General features: G+C 53.4%; 16 protein-coding genes. 6 read left to right on the forward strand and 10 right to left on the reverse strand.

Annotated features, from left to right (window positions below; all coding sequences use genetic code 11):
- Positions 1-8 precede the first annotated feature (8 nt).
- A complete protein-coding gene (locus SACSAC_RS19420; RefSeq protein WP_037289430.1) occupies positions 9-1,100 on the reverse strand; it encodes a Gfo/Idh/MocA family protein in 1,092 nt (363 codons plus the stop codon).
- Positions 1,101-1,284: 184 nt separating this feature from the next.
- Between SACSAC_RS19420 and SACSAC_RS19425 the strand changes: the two genes are divergently transcribed.
- A complete protein-coding gene (locus tag SACSAC_RS19425) occupies positions 1,285-2,109 on the forward strand; it encodes a helix-turn-helix domain-containing protein (protein ID WP_037289432.1) in 825 nt (274 codons plus the stop codon).
- Positions 2,110-2,179: 70 nt separating this feature from the next.
- On the opposite strand, the gene SACSAC_RS19430 is transcribed toward SACSAC_RS19425, so the two are convergent.
- On the reverse strand, positions 2,180-2,443 hold the full coding sequence (locus SACSAC_RS19430) for a hypothetical protein (RefSeq protein ID WP_245608755.1): 264 nt from the start codon (positions 2,441-2,443) through the stop codon (positions 2,180-2,182).
- Between the two features lie 435 nt (positions 2,444-2,878).
- Here SACSAC_RS19430 and msrA point away from each other — a divergent pair, with 435 nt between their 5' ends.
- The gene (gene msrA / locus SACSAC_RS19435; protein ID WP_037289434.1) at positions 2,879-3,853 is read left to right on the forward strand and encodes a peptide-methionine (S)-S-oxide reductase MsrA; all 975 of its coding nucleotides are present in this window, start codon (positions 2,879-2,881) and stop codon (positions 3,851-3,853) included.
- A 97-nt stretch (positions 3,854-3,950) separates the two neighbouring features.
- On the opposite strand, the gene SACSAC_RS19440 is transcribed toward msrA, so the two are convergent.
- Complete coding sequence (locus SACSAC_RS19440) at positions 3,951-4,484, reverse strand: NADPH-dependent FMN reductase (protein ID WP_037289436.1); 534 nt, start codon at positions 4,482-4,484, stop codon at positions 3,951-3,953.
- Positions 4,485-4,736: 252 nt separating this feature from the next.
- Here SACSAC_RS19440 and SACSAC_RS19445 point away from each other — a divergent pair, with 252 nt between their 5' ends.
- Complete coding sequence (locus SACSAC_RS19445; protein ID WP_037289438.1) at positions 4,737-4,919, forward strand: DUF2188 domain-containing protein; 183 nt, start codon at positions 4,737-4,739, stop codon at positions 4,917-4,919.
- A 131-nt stretch (positions 4,920-5,050) separates the two neighbouring features.
- On the opposite strand, the gene SACSAC_RS19450 is transcribed toward SACSAC_RS19445, so the two are convergent.
- The 3 genes from SACSAC_RS19450 to SACSAC_RS19460 all read right to left on the reverse strand — a co-directional run bounded on the left by SACSAC_RS19450 (position 5,051) and on the right by SACSAC_RS19460 (position 7,638).
- The gene (locus tag SACSAC_RS19450; protein ID WP_051507266.1) at positions 5,051-5,752 is read right to left on the reverse strand and encodes a YitT family protein; all 702 of its coding nucleotides are present in this window, start codon (positions 5,750-5,752) and stop codon (positions 5,051-5,053) included.
- 389 nt (positions 5,753-6,141) lie between these two features.
- Positions 6,142-6,642: a Crp/Fnr family transcriptional regulator gene (locus SACSAC_RS19455; protein ID WP_037289440.1), complete on the reverse strand. Its 501-nt coding sequence runs from the start codon at positions 6,640-6,642 to the stop codon at positions 6,142-6,144.
- 18 nt (positions 6,643-6,660) lie between these two features.
- On the reverse strand, positions 6,661-7,638 hold the full coding sequence (locus tag SACSAC_RS19460) for a helix-turn-helix transcriptional regulator (protein ID WP_037289442.1): 978 nt from the start codon (positions 7,636-7,638) through the stop codon (positions 6,661-6,663).
- A gap of 158 nt (positions 7,639-7,796) precedes the next feature.
- Here SACSAC_RS19460 and SACSAC_RS19465 point away from each other — a divergent pair, with 158 nt between their 5' ends.
- On the forward strand, positions 7,797-8,675 hold the full coding sequence (locus SACSAC_RS19465; protein WP_037289443.1) for an SDR family oxidoreductase: 879 nt from the start codon (positions 7,797-7,799) through the stop codon (positions 8,673-8,675).
- Between the two features lie 425 nt (positions 8,676-9,100).
- On the opposite strand, the gene SACSAC_RS19470 is transcribed toward SACSAC_RS19465, so the two are convergent.
- Positions 9,101-10,579: a serine hydrolase domain-containing protein gene (locus SACSAC_RS19470; RefSeq protein WP_037289445.1), complete on the reverse strand. Its 1,479-nt coding sequence runs from the start codon at positions 10,577-10,579 to the stop codon at positions 9,101-9,103.
- Between the two features lie 286 nt (positions 10,580-10,865).
- On the opposite strand from SACSAC_RS19470, the gene SACSAC_RS19475 reads away from it, so the two are divergent.
- Positions 10,866-11,906 (forward strand): LLM class flavin-dependent oxidoreductase, encoded by a 1,041-nt coding sequence (locus SACSAC_RS19475; protein ID WP_037289447.1) that lies wholly within the window; start codon positions 10,866-10,868, stop codon positions 11,904-11,906.
- A 155-nt stretch (positions 11,907-12,061) separates the two neighbouring features.
- On the opposite strand, the gene aspA is transcribed toward SACSAC_RS19475, so the two are convergent.
- The 3 genes from aspA to ald form a co-directional block, all read right to left on the reverse strand.
- Positions 12,062-13,486 carry an aspartate ammonia-lyase gene (gene aspA, locus SACSAC_RS19480; protein ID WP_037289449.1) on the reverse strand — a complete coding sequence of 475 codons (1,425 nt, stop codon included), beginning with the start codon at positions 13,484-13,486 and terminating at the stop codon, positions 12,062-12,064.
- A 157-nt stretch (positions 13,487-13,643) separates the two neighbouring features.
- Positions 13,644-14,099, reverse strand: a complete 456-nt coding sequence (locus tag SACSAC_RS19485; protein WP_037289451.1) for an OsmC family protein — start codon at positions 14,097-14,099, stop codon at positions 13,644-13,646.
- Complete coding sequence (gene ald, locus SACSAC_RS19490; protein WP_037289453.1) at positions 14,096-15,232, reverse strand: alanine dehydrogenase; 1,137 nt, start codon at positions 15,230-15,232, stop codon at positions 14,096-14,098. Before ald ends, SACSAC_RS19485 begins: the two co-directional genes overlap by 4 nt.
- Before the next feature lie 302 nt (positions 15,233-15,534).
- On the opposite strand from ald, the gene SACSAC_RS19495 reads away from it, so the two are divergent.
- Positions 15,535-16,614 carry a bifunctional 3-deoxy-7-phosphoheptulonate synthase/chorismate mutase gene (locus tag SACSAC_RS19495; protein WP_037289455.1) on the forward strand — a complete coding sequence of 360 codons (1,080 nt, stop codon included), beginning with the start codon at positions 15,535-15,537 and terminating at the stop codon, positions 16,612-16,614.
- Positions 16,615-17,015: the final 401 nt, after the last annotated feature.

Below are 17,015 nucleotides of genomic sequence, written 5' to 3' on the forward strand. Positions count from 1 at the left end.
TCATCAAATTATAATTTGAGCGAATCGTGTCTTGCGGCGGGAACTTTGTACGAGCTGTCGAGCGTGACATGACGGCTCTCCGCGGATGAGTGCATAAAAGCATGCATTGCTTCCAGCACGTGATAAGCCAGCTCTCCGCTTGCCCGATGACGACGGTTTTCCCGAATGCTTTTGACCATGTCTTCGACGCCCAGCCCCCGCTCGTTGCGGGCACTCTCGAATATAGGCTGAAGAATCTCCCAATTTTCCGATCCGGCGCGGCGCAATCTGACATCCCCGCCGAAAAAGTTCGGATCAGGAAGCGACAGCGTCCCTGCCGTGCCGTAGATTTCCATCCGCGGCAATTCGGTAGCTCCCCGCACGTCGAAACTCATAATCATCGTCACGATCGGTCCGCCCGCGAAATCCAGCGTCCCTGCCAAATGGGTCGGGGTCTGAACCGTGATCGGAGTTCCCGCTTTCGGCCCTGAGCCGATTACGCGATCGGGAATCTGGATGCCGGTCGATGAGCTGATCCGCTGAATCGGGCCCAGAAGATTGACCAATGCCGACAAGTAGTAAGGTCCCATATCGAACATCGGACCTCCGCCGTAGGCATAAAAGAACTCGGGGTCCGTATGCCAACCTTCCGGACCTCCGCCAAGCATGAAAGCCGTTCCCGCAACCGGTCGACCGATCAATCCTTCCTCGATCGCGCGGCGGGCCGTGCTGAGCCCCGCGCCCAAAAAAGTATCCGGCGCGCAGCCTACAGCGAGGTTCCGCTTGGCGGCCTCGTCGAGAATCAGGCGGGCATCCTCCAATGAGACGGCAAGCGGCTTTTCTCCATAAACGTGTTTGCCGGCCTCAATAGCAGCCAGATGTACAGAAGCGTGACTGGCAGGAATCGTCAGGTTGATGACCAACTGTATCGATTCGTTTTCCATTAACTCTTCCACTGTGCAAGCGGTTGCAATGCCGAATTCGGCAGCACGTTCTTCCGCCTTTTCGAGTACACGGTCGGCGAGCGCAACCACTTCGATCCATTCGCTCGCGGCTAGATTTTGCAAGTATATCGCGCTGATGTTGCCGCAGCCGACAATTCCGGTCTTCATGCGTGTCAAAAGAACACCACTCCTTCGTGTCGATTACCAAGTTGCTCGATCGCCGAAATATTCTCGGTTTCTTTTGTTCGTGGTTGGTTCGCTTTCATGGTATTGCATATCGATTTGTATTAAAATGAAGAATATAATCGAAACATGAACAATCTGGTCATTATTTTATTTTCTTTTTCAAGGAGTAGCTGATATGCAGACGACTGACCTCCCTTGCCAAGTATTTACCGCAGGATTTTCCTTCCACCGTACTCCTTTTCACGTTCACCGAACGGAAGGCCTTGGCAGTTATCTGCTTCGCCTTCAGACGGACGGCACTTCCGAAGCTCTCGTTGATGGAAAAATGCAACGGATTGAAGCCGGAGACCTGCTGCTCTACGGGCCGGACGAGACGTATGAACTCAAAATTTTCCCTCCTTCGCCTACGGATAACCGCGAGCGGCCGATGGAAAGCGGGGATTACCACATCTTTTTTGGCGGCGAATGGATCGATCGTTGGTGGAACGAACGCAAGCGCCCAACCAAGATCAACATTCCGCTCAGCGAAGGACTGCTCGGTTTGTTCCGGCAGATCGTGATCGAGCAGCGCCGCATTTCCAATCCGGACCCGCGCATTTCGGATTATTATTTGCGCATTTTATGCCTGGAGACGGATCGTTTGCTGAATGAACAGCCGATTTCGTCAGGCAAAACCTTTCTGGCTTATCGCATCAAACAGTATATCGAAGAAAACGCCTCTTCCCTGTTCAAACTCGAAGACGTCTCTTCTTATGTGGACATCAGCGTCTCCCGCTGCGTTCATCTGTTCAAGGATACGTTCGGGATCAGCATCATGCAGTATGCCCTCGAAGTGCGGCTCGATATGGCAAAAGAACGAATCGTGTTCAGTCCGATGCCGCTCGAACAAGTCGCCGAGACATCAGGGTTTGCCAACTATACGTATTTTCACCGGGTATTCCGCAGCAAATTCGGCATGTCGCCGAAAGAGTTCCGGCATACGCGGCAGGAGAAGATGTAACGCGTGAAAAATCCCGTTCGAACGCTTCAGGCGCTTGAACGGGATTTTCATTGTGGCAGGAGGATTCCCTCTAACCATTCGATTCGCGTTTCTTTTTCTTCATTTGCTCGATCTCTTCAGCCACGACCATACCCAGATCTTCATTGCCGAACATCGTGAGAACGCCGAGCAGCGTATCGTTGGTGATATCGCCGGCTTCCTCCTTGGAAACGGTCAGCTCCAGTCCGCGCGCCAAGCGTTCGTTCGCCTGCTGCTCCGGATAGGCTCTGGAATAGAGTTCCACCGGATCGAGGCCGTTGTTGATACACCACTGCGCATAAACGAGAATCATCATGTCTTCCTCTTGGCGGTAGACCTCCACGATTTTCTCCTGCGTTTCCTTTTCCAGCTCGCGCCGTCCTTCCGTACTTTCGTAGCGCTCATAATCGACGTCCCGGTTCTCGTCGTAATCGTTCATTTTTCGTCCAACCTCCTTTCATTTAAAATAGATTTTGCCTTTTTCCATGAACAAGGCGCGTTGCAATGTCTCGGCAGGAGTCATGCAGCAGCTTCCTTTTCGAGTATACGCGCCCGACGCTGGATTGGCAAAGCAATAACCATCATGCGCAACCCGTTGATTCGTCAACCGCCGGAACGTTTATCTAGGCTTGTGTGCGTAAAGAAGCGCCGGCACTTGCGCAAGCTTCAAAAACGTTTATAATTTAAAATATAACTTCTAATTAATTGCGCATCAAACAATTGATTCAAATAAAAATACGGAGGGATTTACATGGCCGATTATCCATCTTCTATGATCGAAAAAGCAACGTTCGCGGGAGGCTGCTTCTGGTGCATGGTCACCCCGTTCGAAGATTTGCCGGGCATCGTGAAAGTCGTCTCCGGCTATACCGGCGGACACACGGAAAACCCAACTTATAAAGAAGTATGTTCGGAAACGACGGGACACGTCGAAGCGGTTCAAATCACGTATAACCCTGAACTGTTCCCGTACGAAAAATTGTTGGAACTGTTCTGGCAGCAAATCGATCCTACTGACGGCGGCGGACAATTCCACGACCGCGGTTCCTCTTACGGTACGGCAATCTTTACCCATACGGACGAACAGCGCATCAAAGCCGAAGCTTCCAAAAAAGCCCTCGGCGAAAGCGGACGCTTTGACAAGCCGATCGTAACGCCGATCCGTCCGGCCGAAACGTTCTACGAAGCGGAAGAGTACCATCAAGACTACCATAAGAAAAACCCGGGCCACTATAAACGCTACAAAAAAGCCTCCGGCCGCGAAGCGTTTATCGAGGATCATTGGAAAACAACCGTCAACAAAGACGATCTCAAACAGCGTTTAAGCGAAATACAGTATAACGTGACGCAAAAAAACGGCACCGAGCCTGCTTTCCATAACGAGTTCTGGGATCATCACGGCGAAGGCATCTACGTCGACATCGTCTCGGGCGAGCCGCTGTTCAGCTCACGCGACAAATACGACTCGGGCTGCGGATGGCCAAGCTTCACCCGTCCGATCCGCGATTATCACGTGAAGGAAAAAGTCGACCTGACGCATTTCATGATTCGCACCGAAGTGCGCAGCAAAGAAGCCGACTCCCATCTGGGCCACGTATTCGACGACGGTCCGGGTCCGGACGGTCTGCGCTATTGCATCAACTCCGCCGCGCTGCGGTTCGTGCCTGCGGAAAAGCTCGATGAAGAAGGCTACGGCGAATATCGCGCGTTGTTTGCTCAATCCTGAAGCCAACTTTGCCCGACAGCAGAATCAATCTCGGCATGACAAAAACGGATTCCGTCATCAGACGGAATCCGTTTTTGTGTCAGCCTATAAAAGAATCTTAAGCGTGAATACGACGAATCAGGTGCACGAAAGTATCGACCGCTTTGCGGATACGCAGCTCGGTTGCCTGATCGGCAGGATCGCCGTTCTCGTCGAATTTGCGTTGATCGCTGCCGATCGAGATCCATTCCGGGCAGTTCAGGCCGTGCAGGTTACGAACGATAGCCTGCAACGCGCCGAGAGAAGATACCCCTACCGATCCGCCTGCCGAGCTGGCAGACAGCACCGGCTTGCCTTCAAAGTATTCGCTGTTCAGGAAGTCCAGCGCATTTTTCAGGACGCCGGAGATCGAAGAATGATATTCCGGCGTCGACAATACGACAGCCTGGGCCGACTTGACGGCTTGCGACAGCTTGAGCACTTCCTCGTGTCCGTAAGCTTCTCCCGGACCGTAAAGAGGCAACTGGTGCTCGTACAGGCTAAATACTTCAGCTTCGAACCCCTGCTCCTCCAGCAATTTGGCGATGTAACGAATCAATAATGTACTGCTAGCTTGCTCGCGGTTACTGCCCGCGATTAATGTCACTTTCATCGTCAATCTCCTTCCGTCTTTCTTTTTATCTAATGATCTTATCCGCATCGGCAGCTTTTATGAAGAGCTGTCGCGGGACCCTATTTTTTATCATAGCAGGAAGTTTTAAATTTGAACATTCTTTGTCTATTGCTTGCTTCATGCTTTTTAACATTCAAACTGACCGCTGTGATTAGTCACGAATGCCGACGGGTAGGTAAAGAACGTAGACATGGGAGCACACTTCACTACATCCGGAGAGGAGAATTCATCATGCCGTGGAGCAAAAATGATTACCCGCAATCCATGAAAAACCTGGACGAGCGTGTCCGTAACAAAGCCGTTGAGATCGCCAATGCCCTGCTGGACGAAGGTTATGAAGAAGGTCGAGCCATTGCGATCGCCACAGCCAAAGCGGAAGAATGGGACGAGAATCATCCTGCTCGCAAAAAGTAAAACCTTACGGCAGGCAGCTACAAAAAAACCGTTTCGGCTTTCTCCATCGCGGGAGAAAATCGGAACGGTTTTTTTACAAAATCAAACGGGGACGTTTGCGGCTCCGGGCCTTCCCCTGCGGCCCTATATGCTTACACTCGATTCAAACCTTTCACTTCCGGTGCAGCTTGCGGCACATGACGCTTCGACGATGTGAACAGACGCATGATCGAAGTCAGACCTTGACGCAAAATTTGCGGTTCCACGGTCCATGTGATGACTTTGCCTCCGATGCAAACGGCGGCTACCGTGTACAACGTCTCGGCCAGCGGCAGATACAGCAGCGACAGCAGCAGTACCGACGCATCCATCAAAATGAATACCGTACCGATCTTGAGTCCCGTTTTTTCGTGCAGCCAGATGGCCGCGCAATCGTCTCCGCCCGTTGCTCCGCCGGAGCGAAGAACCAGACCTCCGCCGATCCCGGTCAGTATGCCCGACAACAATGCGGCAAGCCACAATTGTCCGTGCAGATCGAAGTTCAGCGTGGAGAAGTGCTCGATGCCGGCATAGAACGCAGTGAACGAGCCCGCGGCAAGCACGGCCGGTCCCATGTTCCTCCACCCTTTTTTCAGGGCGAATAACAGCATGAACGGAATATCGAGAATCAGAATCGTCAACGCGGGCGACAGCCCGAATGCGTATTCGCCGAGCAATGAAAGCCCCACAAATCCGCCTTCCGAAAGATGGTTTTGAAAATTAATGTGATAAAACGCGAATGCCATAACGAACGTGCCTGTTAAGATCGCGGCCGCCTGCGCGGACCGCTTCATCCTTTTCCCTTTTGCCTTCATACGATGATCTCCTCATTTTCGCAGTATTTGTCAAGTCGACAATGCGCTGCGAGCCAGAGGGGAAAACCGTAAGGCATTCATCCTTCGCATGGATGTCCCTTCCCTTCGCAGTGTTTGTCAACAACGATGATCCGACAAACTTTCTACGAGGGACGCTAAGTATAGGAGAGATCGTAACGTTTCCAGATTGTCCTTTGGGGAATACTCCTTCGGGGACTCATGGTATCCTGATCCTTTCTGTGTTTGGATGTGAAGTCTGAGCATTATATACCCAGCGCTGTCACCTTTCTAAACCATTTTACCACAAAGCCATTTGGGAAGCGACAGAATGAATATGGTTTTTTGTCATTTTCATGTAAAAGAAGATGGTTTTCTTTGTAAAAAACCACCTATTTCGCCGCTCGAAGCAAGCGATTCACCGTTTCCCGACGCAAACCGATCAACTGCCCGATTTCCTCCTGCGTAAGCAGATCCGTCAGCGGCTGTCCGTATGTGTAGGTCTCCATCCAGCGCTGCAACAGTTCAAGCCGTTCTCCCGGTGTACCCGCCGTCAAATGATCGATGCGCTGCTGCATGAACCGGACCTTTTCCTGAAGCAGCAAGGCGATTTCCAATGCTTTCTTCGGATCTTCTTCCAGGCTTCGATACCAATCGGCGGCAAGGATCGGCTCGACTTCGCTGCGTACAAGAGCTATTGCGGTGCCGTGCGTTTCTTTCGGGCTGATCAGCGAGTGATGAGGGACGACCTCCCCTGCGTAAAAAACATTGAACAAAATAATATTCCCGTTCTCGTGGAGACGCGTGACTTTGAACAATCCGCTATGTACGCGATACAGGTACTTCCCGTCGTCTCCCTGGCGGAACAATATTTCTCCCTTGTGCAAAATCATGTTTTCCCCCTCTTTCCTTCATGAATCCGGATCTGCCCGGTACATCTGTCTTATCTTCTCGGATTCGGCGGCTACCGCTTCAGCAAATATCGACGGCCGGATGACACGAACCGACGCGCCGAAACCAAGCACCAGACGCAAAGCAAACTCCGGTGTCGCCAAATCCGCATCGACCTCATACTGCCCGTTATCCATCGGCTCTGCGCGCAAGACGCGAGCATATCGTTCTTCCCGAAAAGCCTGCAGCACCTCTGCTGTCATGACCAGGCTCACCTCATAATGAGGCAGTCGGTCCGGAAATGCGCGCAGCGAATCTTGCCAATAAACCGCCAAATCAAAATCTTCGGGATACGCGAACGACTTCTCCAGCAAGCGAATGTTTAGCATGTTGGACACCCGGAAGGTCTTGATCGTATCCCGGTCTTGCGCAGCCAAGTACCAAACTCCCCGTTTGACGATCAAGCCCAGCGGCTCGACCAGACGATTCGGGCCTTTCGACGCGGTCGGGTTTGCTTTTGCATAATCAAACGCCAACAAGCGCTCTTCCCACACGGCTTCCTGGCAGAGCGCCAAGGCTTCAGGAGCTGCTGCCGAACCCGTATGCCAACTGCTCTCATCAATCAACAAGCGGCGTCTTAAAAATTCAGCTTCCTGCCGCTCAGGCTCGGGATAAGCGGCTCTAAGTTTTTGCAAAGCCGTCTCGTAATGTCCGCCCAGTCCCACGTCGCTCAATGGACCGGACGAAGCGCGCAGCAGCAGCGCAGCAGCCTCGTCGGGCGTCATTCCGGTTAGGCCGCTGCGATACCCTTCCATCAGGCTCCAACCGCCGAAACGGCCCCGATGCGCTACGATCGGAATACCCGATTGTCCGATCGCTTCCAAGTCCCGGCTGACCGTACGCGTCGTCACTTCCAATTCATCGGCCAATTCCCGCGTAGACATTCGTCCCCGGCTTTGCAGCAGCAGCACGATTTTCATCAGTCGGTCACCTCTCACGGAAGGACCTCCTTTGTATTTCGTTTGTTTTTCTTCTCGATCCTTATATAAGACAAAGGTTGTCATCTATTATCGCTTATATTGAGAATGCGGGCAATGTGCAATCCGGCCGGAACATTCATTTCCCGACGACGAAGATGACAGGAGAGATGGCACTCATGCCTACGAATAACAGACCGTTGACCGGAAAAATAGCCTTGGTCGCGGGCGCGACAAGAGGAGCGGGACGAGGCATCGCGCTTGAACTGGGAGCACTCGGCGCGCATGTCTACGTAACCGGGCGCACCACAAGGCAGCAGGCATCGGATATGAACAGAAGCGAGACGATTGACGATACGGCAGAAATGATCGAAGCCCGCGGAGGAACCGCCACTGCGGTACGAACGGATCATTCCGACCCCGAGCAAGTAAAAAGGCTGGCGGAACGTATCAAGACCGAACAAGGCGGACTGGACATTCTGGTCAATGACATCTGGGGCGGCGACGATCTGACCAAATGGGATCAAAAGCTTTGGGAGCACTCGCTGGCAGACGGTCTGCTGATCCAGCAGCGCGCCGTTCACACGCATCTGATTACCTCTCATTATCTGCTCCCTCTCATGCTGGAACGACCGGGCGGCCTTGTACTCGAGATCACGGACGGCGTAGACGATCGGTTCCGGGGGAACGTCTACTATAGTCTGGCCAAAGTGTCGGTGATACATCTGGCCAAAGCGATGGCCGAAGAACTTCGCCCGTATCAGATTGCCGCTATTGCTTTAACGCCCGGATTTCTGCGTTCCGAGGCGATGTTGGATCTGTTCGGCGTGACGGAAGAAAACTGGCGGGACGGGGCAAAAGCAGAGCCGCACTTCGTCGCCTCGGAGACGCCGGCTTTCGTCGGACAAGCCGCCGCGCAATTGGCTGCCGATCCCGAAGTCATGACGTTTACGGGGCAAGCGCTGAGTTCATGGGGACTCTCGGATCGATACGGGTTTGTCGATGCGGACGGCGGGCGCCCGCATTGGGGGCGCTACGCGGAGGAACACGGCCTTTAGTTTTCTGTTGCGAGGCTTGGGTCGGTCGGCTGCGGGGGAGGTCGTTTCGGTCGCGTGTTGCTTTAGAGCATACGCTTCCGAAGTGCCTTTTCTTCGAAAAGCCTTTACTACATGACCTCCCCTCCGCCTCCCTTAGGCCTCGCGGAAAAGCAAAAGGCCGAGGGTTGGGAAGTAAGAAAGAGCTATTTTAAAATTGTGAAAGAATTATTTATTCTTTCATAATTTTAAACATACAAAAAGAAGCTGCGGCATATTGCCAGCAGCTTTTATCACTTCTTCTATTTTTTTAAATATCGACAAACACTAACGTAGCTGGAAGCGAGAAGACAGAGAGAGAAATTCAGTGAAAGACGCCTTTGAACTCGGAAAACTTCAACTAAAAATTCCAATCGACTTTTCCGAGTGAGACAGCGACTTGAACGAATTTATCTCGCAGTCTTCTCGCTTCCCTCGCCAAAAGCTAGTTTTTCGACTTCAGCAGTCATCGCGTTAGTGTCCAGGCCGCCGTGGTTGCTGAGGAGGATGATGACCGTTCCGTCGTTTAGGCCCCGGCGAATGCCGGTGGTGTAGCCGTCGCCGCCGCCGCTGTGGAAAGCGACGCGGTTTTGCCCTTCGCCGTCGACATGCCAGCCGAAACCGTAATTTTTGTACGGGCTCACGGTGTACATGCGTTCCATCGTTTCTTCGGACAGCACTTTGCCTGCGCTCAGCGCTTGGGACCAGGTTAGCATGTCGTCGAGCGTGGAATAGAGACTGCCCGTGCCGGAAGGCGAGAAGTAGTAGTAATCGACGCTCTTCCATGCGCCTTCTTGCCAATCGTATTCGTAGCCGGTCGGAATCTTGGTTTGTCTCGTTGCGGTTCCGCTATGCTTCATGCCGAGCGGGTCGAGAATTTGAGATTGAACGAAGTCCGCATAACTCATGCCGGAAGTTTCTTCGATGATGTAAGCAAGCAGCACGAAGCCGCTGTTGCTGTACATGTAATCGGTACCCGGGGCGAATTTGAGCGGACTTTGCTTGATTTCTTCGACCGTCTCCGATAACGGGATTCCTTCTTCGCGTTTAAAATTCAGCGCGATTCCGGATGTGTGCGAAAGCAGCATCGCCAACGTGATTTCGTCCCCGCTAGGATAGTCGGGGATGTGCTGCGACAATGTGTCGTCGATGCTCAGCTTGCCTTCTTCGCCCAGCTTCAAGATCGAAGCGGCGGTAAAAGCTTTGGTCAGGGAACCGAGCCGCATTTGATCCGTCGGCCGGATCAACGTCGAACCCGAAGACAACCCGTACGACTTGCGCATCAGCGCTTCGCCGTCTTTGGCGATCAATACGCTGCCGGAGTAATTTTGGTCTTTGAGATAATCGTTTACAGCCGACAGGCCGGTATCGTAATTCGTTTCCGTGTCTGTTTTAAGCGATAAATTCAATACGCCGCCGCTGGTCACCGGGCTTACTTTTGCCCGCAAAGGCTCGGTCAGCCCGCGCAGCGGTACGGTCAGAATACCGTCCACGTAACGCGTCGTGCCCGGCATTTGCAGTTCGTAGCCGTTGACGGATACGGTGGTGGAATCAGGGCGGTAAAGCAACTCGTCCCCATTCAGCGTTACGATTGCCGCACGCTGGGCTTTGTCCCACTTCACCTTCGCCCCCAGCGAAACTGCTCCTTCCCGCACCGGCACGTAGGTCAAGGAACGATACGTGTAGACGCTGCTCCCCCACTGCGCAGGCTGACCGTCGATCTCGGCAACGATCGAAGAGATCCCGGCTGATACCGTTGCCGGAGAAAGTCTTGCCGATATCGCTTCTTCCGCGTAAGCGGGCAGCGTGCTCGAAGCTACTGCAAACGCCAATCCGGCGCTAAGCGCCATTTTGCTCCAGGCAGAGCTTTTTTTTCCGTAAAACTTCATGTTTGTACATCCTCCTGTCATTCATAGCGCGCATTCCTGCACGTATTCTTCGCTTTCCCTCTACATTATGTATACCGAACTTCGGCTTATTAGTTGTGTGCATTAACAATTTAGAACAGCGATTATTGAATCCGAATAATCACTATACTTTATATAGCTAGTATTTTTTTGATTATTATTTACGATTATGATATGATAATTGAGCGAAAAAGAATACGAACCGTTTACAATCATCATTCATATCCGCGTCATTTGCGAAATGATGCTTTGAGAGGGGAACATAGATATGCTTAAACTCGGTATTCTCGACCAATCGACCATTACGGAAGGAAGCGGCCCCAGAGAGGCGCTTCAGACGACTACGCGCTTGGCTGTCGAAGCCGACCGTTTGGGATACAACCGTTTTTGGGTATCGGAGCACCACAGCTCGAAAGCACTGGCACACTCCAGCCCCGAAGTGCTGATTGCTCATCTCGGTGCTAATACGTCCCGAATCCGGCTCGGCTCCGGCGGTATCATGCTGCCTCATTACAGCGCGTATAAAGTAGCGGAAAACTTCCGTCTGCTCGAAGCCTTGTATCCGGGGCGGATCGACCTTGGCGTCGGACGCGCTCCGGGCGGGCGTCCGCTTTCGACAAGAGCGTTGCAGGAAGGCCATTATAACAGCGCAGACCCTTATCCGCAGCAAATCGTGGATCTGATCGCTTATTTGAACGATGCCGTACCGGCCGATCACCGATTCGCGGGCTTGAGCGTATCGCCTTCGGTGGATACGGTACCCGAGCTATGGTTGCTCGGATCCAGCGGCGGCACGGCGCGTCTGGCCGCGCAAACGGGCGCTTCCTACGCTTTCGCGCAGTTCTTCGGCACGCCGGGCGGATCCGAGGCAACAGCCTTTTACCATGATAATTTCGAGCCTTCGCTCATGTCGCCGAACTCCAAGTCGCTCGCGGCAATCACGGTCGTTTGCGCCGATACGCAGGAAGAAGCAGAGCAGCTGGCTTCCAGTTCCGATCTGTTCTTCCTCGCGATGTACAAAGGCATGGAACTTCCTTATCTGCCGTCCGTGAAGACCGCTACCGAATATCCGTACACGCCTTATGACCGAGAGCAAATTGCCGCAACCCGCGCTTACCGCGTGGTCGGAACACCGCAGCAGGTCAAAGCGCGTCTGCTTGAACTGGCTGAAGAATACAAGACCGACGAATTGATGATTGTCTCGTCGATTCATGATTTGGATGCCCGTCTGAAATCGGTGCGCCTTGTTGCCGAAGCGTTTGGACTTGGCAACGAACAAACAGAGGCCGCAGAAGAAGTTCAAGCTTAAGCGAAAATATAATATTCGAAAAAGCCGTACGGCGTTGCCGTGCGGCCTTTTTGTTCTGCGAAACCTTGAAACCTTCAAAACTCATACGAAAGCCGTTTCCGCCACTCCTGAAAGAGCGCCGGAAACGGCCCGTTTTTTTCCGAAATTCGAACCAACTATTCCCGCGTCAATTGCGACGAACCCGCAATGCCCGGCTTCGTCATCTCGAACGGATTCAAGATGATATCCAGCTCTTCTTCGCTGAGCACGTTGTGCATCAGGCACAGATCACGTACGGAGCGGCCGGTCGTCATGGCTTCACGAGCGATACGGGCACAAATTTCGTAACCCAGATACGGGCTGAGCGCCGTAATCACGCCGACGCTGCGTTCCACATATTCGGCGCAGTTCGCTTCGTTGGCTTCGATGCCGTCGATGCAGTGCGTACGGAACACGGTCAACGCCTGATTCATGATGCTGATCGACTGAAGCAGGTTGAATACCAATACCGGCTCCATCACGTTCAGTTCCAGTTGTCCGGCTTCGGATGCGAGCGAGATGGTGTGATCGTTACCGATTACCTGGAACGCCGTTTGGTTCACCACTTCGCACATCACCGGATTGACTTTGCCCGGCATGATCGACGATCCCGGTTGACGCTCGGGCAGCTTCAGCTCGGCGAGACCCGCGCGCGGGCCGGAAGCCAACAGACGGATATCGTTGGCGACCTTCGACAGATTGATCATGCAGATCTTAAGCGCGCCGGACAATTCCGTGTAGGCATCCGTATTCTGCGTCGCATCGACCAGATCTTCCGCGTGACGCAGCGGCATGCCGCTGATTTCAGCCAGCTTGACCACGACCGCGTCCATATATTTGACGTCCGCGTTCAGGCCCGTACCGATTGCCGTAGCACCCATGTTGATCTCGTGTAGCAGTTCTTTCGAGCGGCGCACGCGGTGCAGGTCGCGGCCCAGAACGCGTGCGTAAGCAGCGAATTCCTGACCCAGACGGATCGGAACGGCATCCTGAAGATGGGTACGGCCCATTTTAATAATATGATCGAATTCGCGCGCTTTATTCTCGAACGAACGCTGCAAGCGCTCCATCGTATCTTCAAGCATCTCGACCAGCGAGAGTGCCGCAATATGAATCGCCGTCGGGAACACGTCATTGGTGGACTGCGCCATATTGACGTGCACGTTCGGATTCAGATGGAAATAGTCCCCTTTTGCTTTGCCCATCAGTTCAAGCGCGCGGTTGGCAATCACTTCGTTCGCGTTCATGTTGATCGACGTGCCGGCGCCTCCTTGAATCGGATCGACGATGAATTGCGTATCCCATACGCCGTCCATCACTTCGCCCGCAGCTTCAACAATCGGTGCCCCCAGATGTCCCTGCAGTCTTCCCACTTCCATGTTTGCAAGAGCCGCTGCCTTTTTCACGATCCCGAGTGCGCGAACCATTGATTCATGAATCCGGTAGCCGGTAATCGGGAAGTTCTCGATCGCTCTCATCGTTTGTACGCCGTAGTAGGCGTCTGCAGGAACCTGTTTGGCTCCCAGGAAGTCTTTTTCTATCCGAAACTGCGGTTGCATCATATTCCGTCCTCTCAGCGCTGTCTGGGGTATGCCCGTATCCGTCCGGCATACCGCGAGCTGTGTATTTGGTGTGAATGTAAAGGTTGAATCGTTCTTTCTCGTATATCGGCTATTTGCCAGCAAGGATTTAGTCGCTTGCCTTGCGCGGCAAACCTTCTTAATCCGCCTGTTCAGCTACAACAATGGTCGGCTCTGCCGATACTTCGACGTTTCCTTGAAGCGCGCGCGTAATCATGCAGGAACTTTCCGCTTTGTGCGCCAGACGCTCCGCCTTCACGCGAACCTCTTCATCTTGGCCTGGGGCCAATACGAGCAGCGGACGATGCGTAATCGTTTTGTACGTAAATACATTATTCGTAACGTCCACAATCCCGTCGGATTCCAGCGTCAGACTTTGCACGGCAATTGCCGAACGCTCCAGCATCGCCGCAAGCGTAATAATATAACAGGTAGATGCCGCTCCGAGCAGCATCTCATCCGGATTCGTGCCGATTCCCGGTCCGCCCATCGGTTCGGGAATGGAGATTGCGGTCTTCAGCTCGCCGCTTTCGATGGTGCCGGAGCTGTTGCGCCCTCCGTCCCACTGCGCCGTGAGCCGAAATACATGGTTCATGCGATCGTCTCTCCCTTTTCACTTAAAATTGCTTCTATCTCAGTATACGCCAAACCGTGCGCTTCCGCGACCGCCTTATACGTAACCCGTCCTCCGCAGGTGTTAATGCCTTTGCCGATTGACGGATTATCCAGCGCAGCCTGACGGAAGCCCTTGCGCGCAATTTGCAATCCGTACGGAGTAGTGACCATGGTCAGCGCCAGCGTAGAGGTTCGCGCGACGGCTCCCGGCATGTTGGCTACGGCATAATGCAGCACCCCATGCTTCTCGTAAACAGGGTTATCGTGCGTGGTGATCCGGTCGATCGTCTCGATGGAACCGCCCTGATCGATCGCGACATCCACAATGACCGAACCCGCTCCCATCGTCTTCACCATTTCTTCGGTCACAAGCTTTGGCGCACGCGCCCCCGGAATCAATACTGCGCCCACAAGCAGGTCCGCACGCTCCACAGCGACTTCCAGATTATGCTTGTCCGACATGAGCGTCTTCAAGCGTCCGCCGAATTGGTCGTCGAGTTGCCGCAAACGATCCGCGCTGATATCAAGCAGCGTCACGTCGGCACCGAGCCCGATCGCCATTTTGGCCGCGTTCGCGCCGACGATACCGCCGCCAACGATCGTGACTTTGCCGGGTTCCACGCCTGGCACGCCGCCGAGCAACACGCCTTTGCCGCCGAACGGCTTTTCGAGAAAATGAGCCCCGATCTGGATCGACATGCGGCCGGCTACTTCGCTCATCGGCGTCAGAAGCGGCAGGCTGCCGTTGCTCAGTTGAATCGTTTCATACGCGATGCCGGTAACTCCCTGATCAACCAAAGCTCGGGTCAATGCGGCTTCAGGGGCAAGATGCAGGTAGGTGTACAGAATCAGCCCGGCGCGGAAAAATCCGTATTCGGATTCCAGCGGTTCTTTGATTTTGACAACCATCTCAGCAGTCCAAGCTTCAGCAGCACTGGCTACGACTGTCACTCCTGCCCCCGCATAATCTTCGTCCGAAAATCCGATTCCGAGTCCCGCACCGGATTCCACCCAGACTTGATGCCCTTCAGCGATATACGCTCTTGCGGCCGCCGGCGTCATTCCGACGCGGTTCTCGTTGTTTTTGATCTCTTTCGGTACTCCGATAATCATGTTGATCCCCCGCATTCTGGTCCCCAAAAGACGATATTCGCCCCGCCGGGACAGTTTGGTTAAAGTTCCCAATTCTATTCTAACATGGGCGGCGAAAAAAGAAATCGGCCTTTTTCTTGCGTTTTTTTTACTGAAAAAGCTTTCACGTCTTGCTATGTATACGCCAACCGGATTAGAATGGGAGAAATACGCTTTTTAATCCTGTTCCGAAACAACGCGGTGAAGCGGAATGAGTATTGACGCTCTTTCGTATTCGTGTCAGCGAAGGAACAAGGTAACAGCTCAAAGGAGACTATGCAGACATGAATGAAACATTGGAACAGCTGCGGGCCAGCGTTGACGGAATCGACTCCCAGCTGCTGGAACTGCTCAGCAAACGCGCGGAATTGGTACACCAAATCGGACAAGTGAAAGAAAACCAAGGCGTACCCAAGTTTGAGCCGGAGCGCGAAAAGGAAATCCTTGACCGCGTAACGGGCCTGAACAAAGGACCTTTCTCGGACAGCACGCTGAAGCATCTGTTCAAAGAAATCTTCAAGGCGTCGCTGAACATTCAGCAAGAAGATCACAAGCGCCAGCTGCTGGTTAGCCGTAAAAAGCGTCCGGAAGACACCATCGTCAAATTTAACGGCGTTGAAGTCGGCGGCCCAAGCCCGATCCTCGTAGCAGGTCCTTGCTCGATCGAATCGCGCGACCAACTGCGTACCGTTGCCAAAGCCCTCAAAGAATCGGGCATCACGGTTATGCGCGGCGGTGCCTTCAAACCAAGAACGTCCCCTTACGACTTCCAAGGTCTGGGTCTGGACGGCCTGAAATTGCTGAAAGAAGTTGCGGACGAGTTCGGCCTGGCAACAATCAGCGAAATCGTACACCCTTCGCATATCGAGATCGCTGCCGATTACATCGACGTGATCCAGATCGGCGCGCGCAACATGCACAACTTCGAGCTGCTGAAAGAAGTAGGCGGCGCGAAAATTCCGGTTCTGCTCAAACGAGGCCTGTCCGCGACGCTGGACGAGTTCATCCACGCGGCCGAGTACATCATGGTTAGCGGCAACGAGCAAATCATGCTGATCGAACGCGGGATCCGCACTTACGAGACAGCAACGCGCAACACGCTCGACATCTCGGCGGTTCCACTGCTCAAACAAGAAACTCACCTGCCGGTTATGGTTGACGTGACTCACTCGACCGGACGCAAAGACATCATGCTTCCTTGCGCAAAAGCCGCTCTGGCAGCCGGCGCAGACGGCATCATGGTCGAAGTTCACCCGGATCCGCAAACGGCATTGTCGGACGCGGCTCAACAGTTCGACATCCCGCAATTCGGCAACTTCTGGAACGGCCTGAAAAACTCCGGCCTATTCGGACCGCGCTCGTAAGATTACACCCTAAGTGCGGGAAAGGCCTGGGGGAGGCGGCGGGAATTCGCTCAGTTCGCTGTCTCAATCGGGAAGCTGGATGGATTGGATGAAGGAAGCTTCCCGATTTCAAAGGCGAACTTCACGATCTCCTTCTGCCTCCTACGGCCTTTCCAGGGCCGGCTTTTCAAGCGGCATTTTCATAAAAAGAAAAAGCAGCTCTGCGTATATTGCGCAGAGCTGCTTTACTGTGTCGAGAAAGGCTAACGTAGCTGGAAGACAGAAGGCGGAGAGAGAAATTCAGTGAAAGACGCCTTTGAACTCGGAAAACTCCTTATTTAAATCCAATCCTTTTTCCGAGTGAGACAGCGCCTTGAACGAATTTCTCTCGCAGCCTTCTGTCTTCCCGCGCATACGTAACT

The organism is Saccharibacillus sacchari DSM 19268 (genome assembly GCF_000585395.1).
Lineage (GTDB): Bacteria > Bacillota > Bacilli > Paenibacillales > Paenibacillaceae > Saccharibacillus > Saccharibacillus sacchari.